This is a genomic window from Laceyella sacchari (assembly GCF_004343255.1).
Classification (GTDB): domain Bacteria; phylum Bacillota; class Bacilli; order Thermoactinomycetales; family Thermoactinomycetaceae; genus Laceyella; species Laceyella sacchari.
Genome location: NZ_SMDD01000003.1, coordinates 24,566 through 40,162, shown reverse-complemented (window position 1 = coordinate 40,162; position 15,597 = coordinate 24,566). Strand labels below are relative to the sequence as shown.

Sequence of the window (15,597 nt, the reverse complement as noted above, 5' to 3'; positions counted from 1 at the left end):
ATATCACCTGTTTCATTGCATGATTTCTTCGATTTCTGCTTTGATGATGGAAGATTTCGTACCGAAGACGGCTTGAATGCCATCGTTCACCTTCAGCACACCCGATGCGCCCAACCGTTTCAACGCTTCCTCGTCCACTTTGGAGAGATCGTGGACACCGACGCGCAACCGGGTGATGCAGGCATCTAATTGACGGATATTCTCTTGTCCACCCAAAGCGGCGAGAATCTGGGAAGCGCGTGAGCTTTCAGCCTCGGCGTTGGGTTGTTCAATATAAGATGCCGTCTGTTGTTTGGCACGATAGTCCTCTTTAGTGTACAGCTTGGTTTCTTCCCCGTCATCTTCCCGACCGGGCGTTTTCAAGTCCCACTTCAGAATGAGCCATTTGAACACAAAGTAATAAATGACTGCAAACACGAGACCCAGCCCGATGGTGACCAGCCAAGCGTTAGAGTGATTTGGCAGGCTGTTGAACAGGATAAAGTCGATCAGACCAGAACCGCCCGCAAAGCCAGCGTGCATGCCAAGCGCATTCATGAGGCCGAACGCCAGCGCAGTCAATACGGTGTGTGCGGCATACAGGACGGGTGCGACAAACAGGAAGGTAAATTCCAGCGGTTCGGTGATGCCGGTCAACAGAGCGGTGATGGCAGCCGCAACCAAAAGTGACTTGGCTTTGCCTTTTTTCTCTGTCTTGGAGACATGGTACATGGCCAAGGCTGCTGCAGGCAAACCAAACATGACGGGAATGAATTTACCAGCAATATAAGTACCGCCGGTGATAGGAATGCTACCATCTTTCAATTTGTCGATCACTTGAGCGATGTACACGTTTTGATCCCCAACGACGCGGGCGCCGTCCAAGGTGGTGTAAGCGCCGCCGATGTCCGTGAACAGCAAGGGAGTGTTGTAAATGTGGTGGAGCCCAAATGGAATCAAGAGTTTTTCCAGCCCCCCGTACAGACCGACGACCAACGGATTGGTGTGGTTGGCGATGAAGTCACCTGTTGCCAACACCCCAAGACTGATTTGCGGCCAAGCGAAGAACAAAATGACAGCGGTTACAATTCCGCCGAAAGAAGCAACGATGGGTACCAACCGTTCACCGCTGAAAAGGGAGATGGCGTCAGGCAGTTGCACCTTATGAAAGCGGTTGTATAAATAAGCAGTCAAAAACCCGATTAAGATGCCACCAAACACCCCGGTTTGCAAGGTGGGGATGCCCAATTCGGTGCCCAGCATCCGTTCATTCAGCTTGACGCCTGTGATATCGATCAACGCCCCGATGGTGGTGTGCATGATGAAAAAGGCGATAAGTGCAGAAAAGCCAGCCATGCCGCGATTGGTCCAAGTGATAGCGATGGCAATCGCAAACAGAACGGGCAAATTGTTAAAGACCGCTTGTCCGGCGCGTTGCATCAGTTCTCCGACAACTTGCCAAGCATCGCCTGCCAAGAAGGGGAGAAGTTGTTGCACATTGGGATTGAGGATGACGCCGCCCAGTCCCATCAAGATCGAGACAAGGGGGAGGATAAGCACGACAGCCATCATTGCGCGGCCGATCCGTTGGAAGAAATCAAAAGAAAGTGTGCGCTGCATGCAGGATTCGCCTCCTGTGGTTTAAGATTTTTTACGTGCTTGTCGCATCCTTTCGCATTGGAAAAGGAGGCGAGTTAATTAAGATTGCCCTTTTAGGCGCATGGGGCATGAAAAAGGGTCTTACACCATGGTACGGCAGCGAGAATCTGGAGAACGTTTTGAATAATTGGACGATCGCTCGTTTGCCGGAGGTGTATAGATAGGCTTGGTAAGGTGACAACATGTTCTGGAGCTTTGGCTCCTTCAGAGGTTGCCTCCAAGCTGCAACCTGTATATACAGGTTGATTTCATTTTAGACCTGTATATACAAGCATGTCAATATGAAATAAAAAGGATGACAGCACGATGGGTCGGTTAAGTGACATGATACCCTCTTTGAACGGGTATACAAAGGTAAAGGAACAGGCGGCGGACTCAGTGCTGATCTGTTCCTTCTATACATTGGTGAAAGCCCCCTGCGACGCCTGTGCAGTGGTCGCAGGGAGGGGGTTCCTTCAGCACCAAACTTCGGCACAGGGTTAATCCGTCTCTTGCCGGTGTGCCGCTTGCAGATGGACGACCAGTTCAGCTAACAAGTTGATGAGTTGCTGGCTGTTTTCCTCGCCCATGGTGGAGAGGGCGATGGCGATGGGATTTTGTTCGATATGCTGATGCATGTGCTGAATCAATCGCTGGCCTTTGTCGGTGGTTTCGACATGCTTTTTGCGCCGATCTTGTTTGTCAGGCACCCGTCTTACCAATTGGTGGCGTTCCAATGTGTCTATGATGGGGATGAGAGTGGGAGGCTCGATGGAAAAGACTTCCCCTAAGCGTTTGACGGTGAGCGGTTGCTTGCTGAGCTGTACCAATACGCCAAATTGGCGTGCCGTGATGGGAACATCATGGCGCATCAACTGCCGTTCTAGAAGATCTTTGCTCAGGCGGATAAGAGTGGAAAGATTTGTGCGAAACGATTCTGTCATGGTGACTAGTTTTTCTTTATCCAAACGTTAACACTTCCTTCGTCTGATTTTGGCAGGCGGGATAAATGGCAAAAGGGCAAAAAGGGGTGCCGGCCGTTCGCCTCTTTATTTTAACCGATTCAGGGGAAGAAGGGACGGCTGGCAATGATGTGGAGGCACTGGTGGAAAAAAAGATCGGGCAAGGGGGGGTTTTTGTTACAACGCGCAGGAAACAAAGAGAGATTTTCTGTTTCTTATTTACAGATTTTTTTGTCTTTTGATAAAATGAAATTAATTACTAACGGAGCCAGTTTGCCGCTGGTTGTCCCTGTTTGGGAAAGTCAGCGGTTAAAATCACAAGCAAAAAGGGAAAAGAACTCATTCTATATTATAAAATGACATTGCATCATGCCGGATAAGAAGGGAGGCAGGGGGATGGAGAGAAATTTTTGGGGCAGAGACAACGAGAAATGCCCGCGTTGCGGTTCAAAGATGGTGTCACAAACGGAAAATGACGAATATTTGTGCGATGATTGCGGATACCGCTGGGTAGAGGATTGATGAGTGAACCAAGCTTCTCCTTAGGATTGCGTCGGGAGAAGCTTTTTTTTGTGCATTGAATTTGCATAAATTTTATGCATGTGGGGAACAAGAGTGTGGTATAGTGGAGTGTAGTTTACTTATTTTCTTTTATTAGAAAGTGTGGTCGCTATTAAGAAACAACAAGGTCAAGTCGATTTAGATCGAATCGAGGAAAAAAGTAAGAACCCTATGGTAAAAAAATATGGGATTACTTGGACTTTGTATAAGTGTGAGACATGTAAATTCCTTGAGCCAACTGAAAAAAGCTACCGATGCAACTTCCAACCGGGACGTCATTACCCGACTTGGGATGCTTGTGGGCTATATCGACCACAACCGCAGGAGCCTACCGAATGAGGTGGGCTCCTGCGGAGTTGGCACATCCGGCAATATAAGTGTGAATTTTCTGTATTTAAACAGCGTGTATTTGCGCGATAAACCGATCGCCGACAGCTCACCTAAACGGGAAACCGGAAGGGGATAACAGCATGCTGTAGAAGCCATAAGTTGGTTTGTCACCAAACCACGACTGAATGGCGAGGCAAAATGCTGTGAACGAGGATGAAGGCTAGACTGCTTGAATGACAGCCCGAGCGGGTCATCATCCCCCTGACGCTTAAGGGATGCATTAGTATTGGAAGTGTTTCGTATGCTGTTGGAAGCGATCTATGAGGGGCATTTTTTCGCTTTCTTCCCATGGATTCCGTCACCACGGAAGTTGCCACACCTCACTGCTGCAAATATAAAGAGAGTTTACGAAAGCCGACTGGCTCATCGAGATGACTTTTACTTTAAGATGGATCCGGGGAACCGCACCTATAGCGTTTGAGAGCAAATCGCAGAAGCTGTTTCAAATGCTGTCCGCAATCAGGCTGAGAAAATCATCGTGGAACAACGGGATGATGAATTAAAAAAGCCCTCCTGCGCGACGAGGGGGCTTGTCACAAGTGAAAGCGATTAAGTTTTTCTTTGGAGATGTACACGCGTTTGGGGACAAGTTTGGCGTTTCTTTTGAACAGCTCCGAGCAACCGTAGGGGTGGCTCAGCAAAAAAACAACGCGTGCGCTCACCGCTTTGAAGAGGCGATGAATCAGATGCTGAATGTCGGCCACTTCAAATCCCAACCGATGGGCTCCGCGATAGAGGAATGTGGTTCCCAACACCACTTGGATCTGGGCGGCTTTGGGGTGCTGGTTGATGTATCGAGTTAATTGAGGGAGGGATGCACGGACGTTTTTGGTCAGAATAGCGGCCCAGCTCATCGGGTGACGCGGCGATTGCCTGAGCAGTTGGGCAAGGTAGGCGTTGTGAAAGTGCAGTTGGACGTACCAATCTCCGGCTTTGAGTGTATATCCGTCTGATGTGGTGATTTCCTCGCCCCGGTAGCGTTTGATAACGACACGAAAGATATTACGTTTCCTTTTGTCTACATAATGGAGTCGGGAAGCCAAATAATACACACGGTCCCAGATCATCCATAAAGCAAGGAGGAGTCGATGGAGCATGGGATCACCTGTTTTCGAAAGTGAGAAAGATTTTAACCATCTTCTGGATGAGATATAATGAAGGGCCCATAAAACAAGGCTTTTATTGAGCAAACGTTTTTCCCGCTGGCATACAGCAGGTTAAAATAATGGGTTGGTTGAAACACAATCTTCACCTATTTTAACCCACGGCGGGTGCAAATATTTTTAAACGGGATAACCTTTTCCAGTCTTAATCAGTATTGAGCGTTTTTTTTGCAGAAATATAATGATTCCCTATTCCCACTTTCCCACAGCCAAGCTATAATGAGTGAGGTTTGTTGGAATGGGAAGGAGGATCCATCTTGTCAGTGTCATGGGAGATTTTAAACGTGGTAGGCATTTCCGCTTTTGCGATCAGTGGTGCCATCATCGCAATGGAAGAAAAGTATGACCTATTTGGTGCATATGTCTTAGGTCTGGTTACTGCATTTGGGGGTGGCGTCATCCGCAATGCATTGATTGGTTTGCCGACGGATGTGCTGTGGAAGCAAGAATTGATGATCTATGTGGCGTTGATTGCTATCACGCTGGTATTGTTTTGTCCCGCAAAGTGGTTTCAATACTGCAAAAAATGGCTTAATTTCTTTGACGCGATCGGGTTGGCCGCTTTTTCAGTCCAAGGAGCTTTGTATGCTTCGGATAAAGGATTGCCGTTGGTCGCGGTGATTTTCGCTGCGGTGATGACTGGGATTGGCGGAGGCATGATCCGCGATTTGCTGGCTGGTAGAAAACCGCTCGTGTTACAAAAAGAGATCTACGCGTTATGGTCTGTTATTACCGGGGTCGTCATTGGTCTTCATTGGTTGGAAGATGGTTGGCAATTGTTGGCGTTGTGCGTGTTAGTGGTTGCCTTGCGCATGGTTTCAGCCATTTACGGGTGGCACTTGCCCCGAATTGTCCAAAGAAAAATGGGTTAGTTGGTCGGATGTGCCAACTGACTCATTTTTTGTTTTATCGGGGTTTTGTCCGCTATCCCGTCTCTTTTTATAAGGGCTTGTCCAAGCCGAAGAAAAAGATCGGTTGATTTGGTAGGAATTTCAAATGGTTATGTGTAATTATTCTGAGTATGTGATTGGAAGAATTCATGTAAAAAATTGTAAGTATATGAAAGGGGGTGACGGAAATCGTCAATTGGAGGCGACGAGATGCAAAGGTGGAGCAAACGTGAAACAAGGAATGCTTCTATGTTGATAGAGTCTTGGCGATACATAATGTGAAGTTTTCCCTTCTTAATCGAAGAACCCAGTTTATAAGGAGAGTGGTGAAAGTGATTAAGAACAAAGCCATGGAGTCGGAGAGCAACCAATCATCGCCTGAAGTCAAAGCTTCAAACAACCCTTCGGGCGGTTCCACCATTCAGATTCGCACCGTGGTGAGGCGCATCACGGAAACGATGGCCAAAGAAGCGAAAGCGGAGCGACATCATGATGATACGCTAGTGAAAAGGGTGTCGGGGAAAACGGGGACTGTAGAAACGGTGGAGAGCCAACGCTTGTCGAAACCAGTTCACGAAAAAGAAAAGATTTCGACCGTATCAAAAAAAGGGCAGAGAGAAAGCCGCGTAACAGGCTCTGTGGTAACCCTCCCGCCTGAAACGTATCGGCGGGTTTCTCCCCAAAGGAATGCAAGACCTTTATTGTCATGGAAAGTGGTCGGGCTCGTTGCTGGATGTTTGTTGTTGATTGGTGTTGGCGTGTATGCCGTTCATACGGTCGGAGCGGACTCTGCACCGGTGAAGCCAAAGGATGAGCAAGACACACGGCATTTCTTTGTTACGGGAGACGATTCCTTGTCCAAAGGGAAATGGATCAGCTGGAAATGGAAACAAAATCCCGCATACACAAATCCGGCAAGTGAATTGCCTGCGCCACCCGCGGATAAACAAGTGTCCAGTTTGGCTGTGGCCAATCGTGGCGCGCAATCCGATAGCCCTGTTGTTAATCCGCATGATCGAAGGGTGCAAGATGAAGATCGGATTCAGCGTCCTCAACAACGGCCTCCTGCCCGTGGGTCGGAACCGCAAGCGCCTGATCCTACCCAACCTCATGAGGATAATAAGAAGGTAATCGATTTGCCGCCTGTGCTAAAACCGGAAAATCAGAACAATCAGAGCGACAGAGAAGCGGAACCAAAAGTGCCGCAGCAAAAGGAACAAAAAAAGCCTTCCAAAGAGGGTCGGGATCACGGAGGATTGTTTGATGTCATTGACGGGTTGTTTGACTTCGTGTTCCATATGGGTACGGTATTGGGTGATGGTGTAAAAGCAGATGGTTGATGTGCAAAGTGGCGAAAATTAAATCTAATTGACAGAATAATATGTGTTTTTGGTATGCCTTGGGAGAACCCAAGGCTATTTCATTTGAGAGAAAAACCAAAGAAAAAGCCCTTGTGAACAAGGGCTTAGAGGGATTAGTTCAAAAAGAAATCGGTGATTTTTTGTAATGTCGATGGGGTATCTGCTTTGGTTGATTCTGATACACTTTGCCATGCGGACGGTGTAGCGAAGGGGATCGGAATCCGCATTACCTTGTTGCTATCGCCGCTAAGTGTGGTCATGTAAAAATAACTGTCTTGCCGCTTTTCTTTCTCATTGACCGTATAGAGGATTTTGCGGCCATCTTCAGACCAAATTGCACTGGTTACCGCCTTGTTGTTGTCTACGGTAATGTTTTTGGGTTGGCTGCCGTCCGCATTCATCACATATGCGTCCGATTGCCCTGCTTTGGTTGAACCATACAAAATTTTGCGACCGTCTGGAGAGAAATGAGGACTGTATTCCGAAGTTTCGCTGCCTCCCAATCCGGTCAGTTGCTTCAAATTGCTACCATCGGCATGCATGGAATAGATATGGGTGAAACCGGACTGGTCAGAAGAATGGAAGACGATCTTGGTACCGTCCGGGGACCAATCGGGTTCAGCATGGCGCACTCCTTCAGTGACGTGGGTGAGAGCTTTGACTTTTTTGCTGGCTACGTCCACGAGATACAGGTTGCCATCGCTTTTGGCAAACACGATTTTCTTGCCGTCCGGGGACCAGCGCGGAGATGTGTCATAATTAGGAAAATAGCTGTTAGTCAGACGCACTTGGTTTTTGCCGTCGGCATCAGCGATGTGCAAGCTGTCGTTTTTGACAAATGCCAATTTGGTTCCGTCAGGGGACAAGTCGGCGAAAGTTCCCGACGTCACTTTCCGCATGGAGAGTGAATCAGGGTCATACCGGTATATGGTTTGGCTGTTGAGCGGGCCGCCGTTGAAATAGATGGATTTGGTGGTTTGGGCAGCATGGGCGGGAACAAGCAAGGACGCGGTGACAAGTGCCGCGCTAATCAAGCCGAGCGTTTTTTTCATGAGGATTCCTCCTTTCAGTGAGATGGTTATAGATTCTATTATATCTGATTTGACTGAAATCAACTATTTTCTATTGAAATAGACATATATTTTTCATAGGGGGGATTTACCATGTCACATACTGGCTAAACCTTACAATCGGGTCTTTTTTCGTCCTTGACAAACCAACGATTGATTGATTTAAGAAAGCGAATCGGCTAGACTGGACAAAGGAATCGCACACATAAAAGGGGGAACGTGTGTTTCACACGGCATGATGATGAGAACGTTTTGGATTCAAGGGCTCGATAAAGCCTTTTATCGTGATATAGAGTTGATTGCACAGTTATTTTTTGAAGAAGTGTCGTTAGTAGAGAATGAAGCAGATGCACAAATGCAACTGCATTTCACCGTGTATGAAAGCAATCCGGTGCATGCCCGGGCCCTTATGCGGGACGTGGCGAGCGGAGAGACTTGGCAAGCAGAACACCGGCGCGATGTGAACGGGGCCTTGGAGGGGAAGGCGTACCGCAAAAAGGTGAAACAAGCGGTCAACTATGTCTTGTTGCAAGTATTGGAAGAAGCCACAGGAGTGCGGCAACCGTGGGGAATCCTAACAGGCGTAAGGCCCACCAAGCTGTTGCATTCGATGTTGCTTGACGGGTTGAGCGTGGAGCGAGCAGTGAATGTGTTGCAGACCGATTATTTGATCCATCAGGAGAAAACAGACATCTTGACGGAGATCGTTGCCCGTCAGCTGACCGTCTTGCCTGACCTGTATGAATTGGACAAAGAAGTGAGTTTGTATATTGGCATTCCTTTTTGCCCAACCAAATGCGCGTATTGTACGTTCCCGGCTTATGCCATTCAAGGGCGTAACGGTTCGGTAGAAGGATTTTTGCAGGGTTTGCATGAAGAAATTGCGCAAATAGGCGCCTGGCTGGAAAAACGGGGCTTGCCAGTGACGACCATTTACTTCGGTGGTGGAACGCCGACTTCGATCACTGCGAAGCAGATGGATGAATTGTTCATGGCGCTAAAGCGGTCGGTTCCCTCCTTTGACCAGGTTCGAGAACTGACTGTTGAAGCAGGGCGGCCCGACACCCTTAATCCGGAGAAATTGGACTTGATGAAGCGGTGGAATGTGGATCGGATCAGTATTAATCCGCAAAGTTTTAAAGAAGAAACCTTGAAGCTGATCGGCCGCCACCATACAGTAAAAGAAACACTGGAAAAGTACCAGTTGGCGCGTGAGATGGGCTTGACCAACATCAACATGGATTTGATTATCGGTTTGCCCAATGAGGGATTGGACAACTTTCAGGAGACGCTAGATATGATGGCCGAGTTGCGTCCTGAATCGTTGACAGTGCATACCCTCTCGTTTAAACGTGGTTCAGTCATGACCCAAAACAAAGAGAAATATCGTGTCGCCGACCGGGATGAAACAGGGGAAATGGTGCGGATGGCACGAGATTGGGCTGCAGGAATGGGCTATGTTCCTTATTATCTGTACCGGCAAAAAAACATTCTCGGCAATCAGGAGAATGTGGGTTACGCTTTCCCTGGTTTGGAAAGCTTGTACAACATCATTATCATGGAAGAGCGCCAAACCATTATCGGGCTTGGTTGCGGGGCAGTGAGCAAGTTGGTGTCGCCAGGGGATGGTAAAATCAAGCGATTGCCCAACCCTAAGGAGCCCAAAGCCTATATTGACACGTATCAACGCCATATCGAGGAAAAATTGAAACTGTTGGATGAAACATATGGGTTTGCGCTGAATAAAGGATGAAACGACGAAACACCCCGTGTGCAGGTTGGTGCACGGGGTGTTTTGCATTCACTCTCTATCGACATTTGCCGGCTCCTGTGCTTCATCGCCATGAACGAATTCTTCCGTGCTTTTCACTTCAACATAGTCGTTGGATTCATGATTAGCATGGGCGGCTGAGCAGGCGAGCGGCTCCACTGATGCATCCATATCGGTCAAGTTTTCCTCTTTGGATAAGGTTTCTGCTGCGGTCAAGGTTTCCGCTTCGGTCAAGGGTTTTGCTTCAGTTAAAACTTCTGCTGCGGCCAAGGTTTCCTCGGTTTCCTCATCGGCTGAGGTCTTCTCCTCGATTGAAATGTCTGCTTCGGCCAAAGGTGTCGGTGCGGTCGGGTGCTCTGTTTCCTGCTGGATATCCGCCTCTGTGGCCGTCTCTTTCTCTATGGGAAGCACGATATTAACTTCGGCTTCTTGATTCAGTTGCTCGACTTCCGCCTCCTCGGCGCTTTTGATTGGGAATTGCAATGGTGACATGGCTTGATCCAATTGTGAAGCGATCCAGAAGAACGTTCCGCTGATCACTTGTGGTTCTTCCCTCATCCGTTGGATGCGGATGGTAAACTCCTGCTCATCACAGTGGTGCAGAGAGGCGAAACAGCCGGGATGATTCGTCATCGCGACCACGATGTAGGCGCCCATAGGTTGAGCCACTGAAACGGTGACGAACGTATGATCAGCATGCGCTGGAAGCTGGAAGGCGGCAATTCCGGATGTTTGTACAGGTTGTTGTCCAGCTAGGAGTGGTTGGAAATTCAACTTCTCCAATCCGATGGAGCCATCAGCCAGTTTTTCCCCAGTGATGGCGCGATCCACTATTTTGTCTTCGGTGATGGAGAAGTCCTTGATTTTGTCTTCCGTCACGGCAAAGTCCTTGATTTTATCTTCTGTAATGGTCAAATCCTTGATCTTGTCGGTTGTGACCGCTTGCGAACCGATTTTATCTTCCGTGACCGCTAGATCAACGATTTTGTCGGTAGTAATCGCTTGATCTTGTAACTTTACCGTGGTGACGGCGCCATCTTTGATTTTTTCAGTGGATACCGCTTGATCCTGCAACTTTTCCGTTGTGATTGCCGCATCTTTGATTTTTTCGGTAGCCACCGCTTGATGGCGAATTTTGTCTTCCGTCACTGCGAAATCTCTGATTTTGTCTTCTGTCACTGCCAAATCTCTGATTTTTTCTTTTGTTATGGCTTGGTCTCTGATTTTGTCCTTGGTGATGGTTTGATCTTTGATTTTGTCTTTGGATACAGCCTGGTCTCCAATTTTTTCTTCGGTCACGGCTTTTTCTGCCAAATGTTCGGCGAAGATCAGTCCGGGGACCAGATGGGGGGATTGGATGCTCTGTTTTTGGATGTGCTCGGTGCTAACACTTGCAGCTGTCAGATGCTCGGTTTGGATAGCCTGTTCAGCCAGATGGGCGGAGTGGATTTGCGATGGTGCGATATGGTCGGCCAATACGACCGATTCACCCAGATGTTGGGATTGAATTGCTTGTTGGGACAGATGTTCAGATGCGATACATTCTTTCTGCAGATGATGGCCGTGAATTTGCTCATCAGCCAGATGAGAGGAGTGGATGCATTGTTCTGACAGGTGTTCGGCGTAGATGGCGTTGGGAGAGATTTTGTCGCCGGTTACTGCCCCTTGGCCAAGGTGATCCGTCAACACGGCCCCTTGCGCGAGATGCGCGGCGTGAATTTGTTGTTCTTCGATATGGGGAGACAACACCGATGCTGGCTTGATGTGTTCGCTTTGCACAGCGTGCGGTGCAATTTTCCCTGCTGTGACGGCTTGATCGTGCAAATGCCCGGTTTCGATTTGTTCCTTTTGCAGATGGGACCCATTAATCGCTTCAGGAGTCAAGTGTTCTTCGTTAATGGATTGTGGCGCGATTTTTTCTCCAGTGACGGCTTCATCGTGCAAATGCTCGGTTTCGATCTGCTTCGTTTGAAGATGGGAACCTCTGATTGCTCGAGGAGCAACATGTTCCCCGTAGATGGATTGCGGCGCAATTTTTCTTGCAGTGACCGCTTCATCGCGCAAATGTCCGGTCTCGATCTGATTCGCTTGGAGATGTGTACCGCTGATCGCTTGGGAGGTCAGATGTTCTCCGTGGATGGACTGTGGCGCAATTTTTTTCGCAGTAACTGCTTGCTCGCGCAAATGCTCAGTATCGATCTGATCCGCTTGGAGATGGGAACCACTGATCACTCGAGGAGCCAAATGTTCCTCACGAATGGACTGCGGTGCGATTTTATTTGCAGTAACTGCTTGCTCGCGCAAATGCCCCGTTTCGATCTGGTCCGCTTGGAGATGGGAACCGTTGATTGCTTGGGGAGTTAAATGTTCTCCATAGATGGATTGTGGTGCGATTTTCTCCGCAGTGACGGCGTTGGCCTTAATGTGTTGTTCTCCGATCTGACCGTTTAGGATATGGGAGCTGCGCACGATTTGTTCCGATAGATGTTCTGACCGTATCGCTTGCGGCGCAATGTTGGTTGCAGTCACGGAAAATTCGGCCAGATGTTCGTTGCTCACCGAATCAGGGGCAAGATGATCGCCAGTGACAGCTTGTGGTGCGATATGCTGGCTTTCCACTGCCGCATCGGCCAATTTGCGGGCGGTGACGGATTCGTTCATCAGGTGTTCTGTTTTGATTTGATCATGATCGATGTGTTGGCTGAGAATCACTTTATCATCCAGATGTGAGCTGTTAATGTTTCGCGAGGCGATTTTGTTAGCTGTGATCGCATGGTCAGCCAGTTTGTTTGTTGAAATGCAATAATCGATGATTTTTTCTGCGGAGATCGATTCGGGTGCCAATTTGGCCGTTGTAATAGAATGGTCAACCAGCTTGGAACCAGAGATGGAATTATTGGCAATGTGTTGTTCGCTGATGCTCGCATCTTTGATGTGCGTTTTGCCGATGCATTGCTCTTGAATGTGCCCTTCTCCGATGATGTTTGGAGCCAAATGCTTGGACTGGATGGCTTGCTCTTGAATAGAAGCGGAGCGGATGCTGCCGGGCGCGATCTTATTCCCGGTGACGGCATGCTCAGCGATGTGTTCTTCTTTGATCACATGGGGGGACAAATGAATGCCTTCGATGATATGATGTTGCAAATGATGGCTGTGAATAGATGCGGCGGCCAGTTTTTCTTCCGTGATCATGTGGTCTTGCAGATGCCGGGATTCAATTGCCCGATCGACCAGATGGCGGCCATGGATGGCGGAGGAGATGATTTTTTCGCTGGTAATGGATTCATTGGCCAATTTGTCTTTGGTGATGGCCCCTTTTTGGACCTTGTCGGCGGAAACCGAGTCATCAGCCAGCTTGGCACTGTTGATGATGCCATTTGCCAAATGGTTGGTGTGGATCGAACCGTTTTTTATTTTATTGCCGCATATCGCTTGATCAGCTAAGTGCTCGTTTTGGATGTGGCCGATCGCCAAATGTTTGCCAAGGACGGAATGGTCTTTCAATTTGGTTTCGCCGATGCTGCGATCAGACAATTTGCTTCCGGGAATCTCATTTTCCCTGATGTGTTTGGCAAGAATCGTTTCCCTTTTGATTTTGTCGCTGCCGATAATGTCATCATCCAGGTGGTATTCTTTGATCGTTTTTTTGGCGATTTTGGCCGATGTCACCGCTTCAGCGGCCAGTTTGGGCTCTGTTACCGCTTCGTGATCCAGATGTTCTGCCCGGATGGCGCCGTTTTTGATTTTTTTCCCGTCCAGCGATTGATTGGCGATTTTCTCAGCGGTGACCGCCCCGTCGGTCAAGTCGTCGGTATAGATGAACGCTTCATTGATTCCGTGGGGGTTCCGGGCTTTTCTCACTTCAGATACCGTTTTGGCAGGGGGCGTTTCGGTATCGGTTTGGCTTACCGCCGGTTCGTTTGACGGGGGTGCCTCCGATGGCGCGGGTTGGTTATGTGAAGCGGTATAGGTCCATTTTTTCTTGAAATTAGGTGTTTCATTGTCAAGTAGCCACAGCTCATCCAGAACCCTTTCATCCGCTAACGGATCTTTTTTCGTTTTCTTTTTAGATGACGGAATGATCTTTTTCTTCTTCAATTTTCTAACCCCTTTCCCTAGGCCATTGCAACTCTTTGATAGGTATATTCACTAACCTTGTGAATGGAGCATGTCATCCTGTATTTTGATAAAAGGTAAGGAAAAGGGAGTGATTCGCCCAGTCGGCGTCAAACAAAAAAAGGGGCGCGTTTGCCCCTGTTACAGCACGGTGGAGACGGAGTTTTCGGAGCTTCTGTTGAATGCTTGCGCATCACCCAAGTTGATCGGTACTTGGATGTTGACGTTGGCGAGGCCCGCGCTTTGCGCGCCTGTGCGTGCCACGTTGCTCACCCGTGCTCTGGTGCTGCTGACTGCGCGACGGCGTCTTTTCGGTTGAATAAACACCACACAGTGTTTTTTTGGGCAACCCATTCGGATTCACCTCCTTTCAGTTGGATGGGGGAATTGGATATGTACGGGGGGAGGAGTTCCCCCCTATGCTGAATGACGTTACAGCAAGTTGGAGACGGAGTTTCCGGAGCTTCTGTTGAATGCTTGTGCATCTCCCAGGTTGATCGGCACTTGAACGTTCAGGTTGATCAATCCGGCGCTTTGTGCACCCGTGCGCGCCACGTTGTTCACCCTTGCTCTTGCGCCACCCACAGCGCGACGACGTCTGTGTTTTTTAATGACGATCAGACAGTTCTTTTTTCTGCAGCAACCCATTGTCTTTCACTCCTTTTTAATTATTTTTGTTCAGGATTTGAATCATTTTGCCCTTGCGGCGGGGTCGGAATTTGCTTTTCGATGATATTCACCAGGTTGGGGGCAACTTGTTGCAGAATGGAAGCGGCTGCACCATTAACTGCCCCACCGCCGGTGATTAAGCCAATCAGCTGTTCGAGGATACCCAGCAAGCTGCCGACGACGCCAGTCAGGATGCCAGTCGCGCCTGTGACGACACCTGCCACCGCGGTGATAGCTTGAACGGGAAGCCCGAGAATGAACGTGATCAAGTCAGAAATTTGTTGTGCTTTTAATTGTTGCGCTGCTGGGAGTTTGCTGTTTGCTTCTTCGATTAAGGAACGGATCGTCTCCAATTGTTCCGGGGTGTAGGAATGGTTGCTCATCATGTTTCACCTCCTTTCAAGGCTGAGAAACGTGATTGGGGATGAGTTAGAGGGCATTGGTTGTTGAGTTTTGATCGCTGTTGTTTAAGGTGGTTGCATCGCCGGTGTTGACAGGAACCTGAACAATGATGTTGATTAGTCCGCTTACCGCCCCGATGTTGGCTGAGTTGTTTACATTGCTGGAGGTAGAAGTTGCTGGCCGGGACAGTTTACGCCGTCGTCGGCGACGCCGGCGGGTTTCAAAGGGAAGTGCGCCGTAATGCAGGAGAAACCATCGACAACGCCTGCAAAGCAAGGGTCTTTTGCGTTTTTTGCGGCGGCAGCTTGAAACGTAGACTAGCTTGTAGACTTCCATCGCTCTTTCACTCCTTTCTCTTTGTTGATTTCAACTTCTCCTTTCGCAGTGCTTGCTTCACTGCATCTTTTGTACCGGGTTTTATGATTTCCGCCAAAGCCATCAATTGTTGTAACTTAGCGGGAACTTTGTCATTTTCCAAACTGTTGAGCAACAGATCGTAAACTTTTAATTTAATCATTTTCTCCAGACCGACGGTGACCTGATCCGAGGTTTTCTTATCTGATGTCAATTGCTGGCACCTCCCTGATGGCTGTGCTATCAATTTCTAATGTTAATACAATATATT

The 15,597-nt window shown here is 48.5% G+C and carries 16 protein-coding genes; 7 read left to right on the top strand and 9 right to left on the bottom strand.

From position 1 onward, the window contains the following. Positions 1–12: 12 nt before the first annotated feature. Positions 13–1,599 carry a PTS transporter subunit EIIC gene (locus EDC32_RS10645; RefSeq protein WP_132222127.1) on the bottom strand — a complete coding sequence of 529 codons (1,587 nt, stop codon included), beginning with the start codon at positions 1,597–1,599 and terminating at the stop codon, positions 13–15. 518 nt (positions 1,600–2,117) lie between these two features. Next, a complete protein-coding gene (locus EDC32_RS10640; RefSeq protein ID WP_132222125.1) occupies positions 2,118–2,585 on the bottom strand; it encodes a MarR family winged helix-turn-helix transcriptional regulator in 468 nt (155 codons plus the stop codon). Positions 2,586–2,753: 168 nt separating this feature from the next. On the opposite strand from EDC32_RS10640, the gene EDC32_RS10635 reads away from it, so the two are divergent. From EDC32_RS10635 to EDC32_RS10630, 3 genes are all read left to right on the top strand, one after another. Next, entirely contained in the window at positions 2,754–2,939 is a 186-nt protein-coding gene (locus tag EDC32_RS10635) for a hypothetical protein (protein WP_132222123.1), read from the top strand. Between the two features lie 36 nt (positions 2,940–2,975). Beyond that, positions 2,976–3,101 (top strand): hypothetical protein, encoded by a 126-nt coding sequence (locus EDC32_RS16765; protein ID WP_259435595.1) that lies wholly within the window; start codon positions 2,976–2,978, stop codon positions 3,099–3,101. Between the two features lie 655 nt (positions 3,102–3,756). Continuing rightward, a complete protein-coding gene (locus tag EDC32_RS10630) occupies positions 3,757–3,951 on the top strand; it encodes a hypothetical protein (RefSeq protein WP_132222121.1) in 195 nt (64 codons plus the stop codon). A 112-nt stretch (positions 3,952–4,063) separates the two neighbouring features. On the opposite strand, the gene EDC32_RS10625 is transcribed toward EDC32_RS10630, so the two are convergent. Further along, positions 4,064–4,627, bottom strand: coding sequence for a YkoP family protein (locus tag EDC32_RS10625; RefSeq protein ID WP_132222119.1), 564 nt, complete (start codon positions 4,625–4,627; stop codon positions 4,064–4,066). A 329-nt stretch (positions 4,628–4,956) separates the two neighbouring features. Between EDC32_RS10625 and EDC32_RS10620 the strand changes: the two genes are divergently transcribed. Next, positions 4,957–5,565, top strand: a complete 609-nt coding sequence (locus tag EDC32_RS10620; RefSeq protein WP_132222969.1) for a trimeric intracellular cation channel family protein — start codon at positions 4,957–4,959, stop codon at positions 5,563–5,565. 350 nt (positions 5,566–5,915) lie between these two features. Next, positions 5,916–6,923: a hypothetical protein gene (locus EDC32_RS10615; RefSeq protein ID WP_132222117.1), complete on the top strand. Its 1,008-nt coding sequence runs from the start codon at positions 5,916–5,918 to the stop codon at positions 6,921–6,923. 134 nt (positions 6,924–7,057) lie between these two features. Here the strand turns inward: EDC32_RS10615 and EDC32_RS10610 are convergent, their stop codons facing one another. Then, the gene (locus EDC32_RS10610; protein WP_132222115.1) at positions 7,058–7,996 is read right to left on the bottom strand and encodes a TolB family protein; all 939 of its coding nucleotides are present in this window, start codon (positions 7,994–7,996) and stop codon (positions 7,058–7,060) included. Positions 7,997–8,249: 253 nt separating this feature from the next. Between EDC32_RS10610 and EDC32_RS10605 the strand changes: the two genes are divergently transcribed. After that, positions 8,250–9,767 carry a coproporphyrinogen III oxidase gene (locus tag EDC32_RS10605; RefSeq protein WP_425460171.1) on the top strand — a complete coding sequence of 506 codons (1,518 nt, stop codon included), beginning with the start codon at positions 8,250–8,252 and terminating at the stop codon, positions 9,765–9,767. Positions 9,768–9,815: 48 nt separating this feature from the next. Here the strand turns inward: EDC32_RS10605 and EDC32_RS10600 are convergent, their stop codons facing one another. The 4 genes from EDC32_RS10600 to EDC32_RS10585 all read right to left on the bottom strand — a co-directional run bounded on the left by EDC32_RS10600 (position 9,816) and on the right by EDC32_RS10585 (position 14,956). Continuing rightward, complete coding sequence (locus EDC32_RS10600) at positions 9,816–13,883, bottom strand: WIAG-tail domain (RefSeq protein ID WP_132222113.1); 4,068 nt, start codon at positions 13,881–13,883, stop codon at positions 9,816–9,818. 159 nt (positions 13,884–14,042) lie between these two features. Beyond that, positions 14,043–14,255, bottom strand: coding sequence for a hypothetical protein (locus EDC32_RS10595; RefSeq protein ID WP_132222111.1), 213 nt, complete (start codon positions 14,253–14,255; stop codon positions 14,043–14,045). A gap of 78 nt (positions 14,256–14,333) precedes the next feature. Beyond that, the gene (locus EDC32_RS10590; protein WP_054095706.1) at positions 14,334–14,549 is read right to left on the bottom strand and encodes a hypothetical protein; all 216 of its coding nucleotides are present in this window, start codon (positions 14,547–14,549) and stop codon (positions 14,334–14,336) included. 20 nt (positions 14,550–14,569) lie between these two features. Further along, entirely contained in the window at positions 14,570–14,956 is a 387-nt protein-coding gene (locus tag EDC32_RS10585) for a hypothetical protein (protein WP_132222109.1), read from the bottom strand. A gap of 122 nt (positions 14,957–15,078) precedes the next feature. Here EDC32_RS10585 and EDC32_RS16760 point away from each other — a divergent pair, with 122 nt between their 5' ends. Then, a complete protein-coding gene (locus EDC32_RS16760; RefSeq protein ID WP_259435589.1) occupies positions 15,079–15,213 on the top strand; it encodes a hypothetical protein in 135 nt (44 codons plus the stop codon). A gap of 102 nt (positions 15,214–15,315) precedes the next feature. Here EDC32_RS16760 and EDC32_RS10575 read toward each other — a convergent pair whose 3' ends face one another. Next, complete coding sequence (locus EDC32_RS10575; RefSeq protein ID WP_132222105.1) at positions 15,316–15,540, bottom strand: hypothetical protein; 225 nt, start codon at positions 15,538–15,540, stop codon at positions 15,316–15,318. Positions 15,541–15,597: the final 57 nt, after the last annotated feature.

Excerpts from the sequence above, each read along its gene's own strand:
- EDC32_RS10645 (WP_132222127.1), bottom strand. The coding sequence starts at position 1,599 with ATGCAGCGCACACTTTCTTTTGATTTCTTCCAACGGATCGGCCGCGCA.
- EDC32_RS16765 (WP_259435595.1), top strand. The coding sequence starts at position 2,976 with ATGGAGAGAAATTTTTGGGGCAGAGACAACGAGAAATGCCCGCGTTGC.
- EDC32_RS10625 (WP_132222119.1), bottom strand. The coding sequence starts at position 4,627 with ATGCTCCATCGACTCCTCCTTGCTTTATGGATGATCTGGGACCGTGTG.
- EDC32_RS10610 (WP_132222115.1), bottom strand. The coding sequence starts at position 7,996 with ATGAAAAAAACGCTCGGCTTGATTAGCGCGGCACTTGTCACCGCGTCC.
- EDC32_RS10605 (WP_425460171.1), top strand. The coding sequence starts at position 8,250 with ATGATGATGAGAACGTTTTGGATTCAAGGGCTCGATAAAGCCTTTTAT.
- EDC32_RS10595 (WP_132222111.1), bottom strand. The coding sequence starts at position 14,255 with ATGGGTTGCCCAAAAAAACACTGTGTGGTGTTTATTCAACCGAAAAGA.
- EDC32_RS10590 (WP_054095706.1), bottom strand. The coding sequence starts at position 14,549 with ATGGGTTGCTGCAGAAAAAAGAACTGTCTGATCGTCATTAAAAAACAC.
- EDC32_RS10585 (WP_132222109.1), bottom strand. The coding sequence starts at position 14,956 with ATGATGAGCAACCATTCCTACACCCCGGAACAATTGGAGACGATCCGT.
- EDC32_RS16760 (WP_259435589.1), top strand. The coding sequence starts at position 15,079 with ATGATGTTGATTAGTCCGCTTACCGCCCCGATGTTGGCTGAGTTGTTT.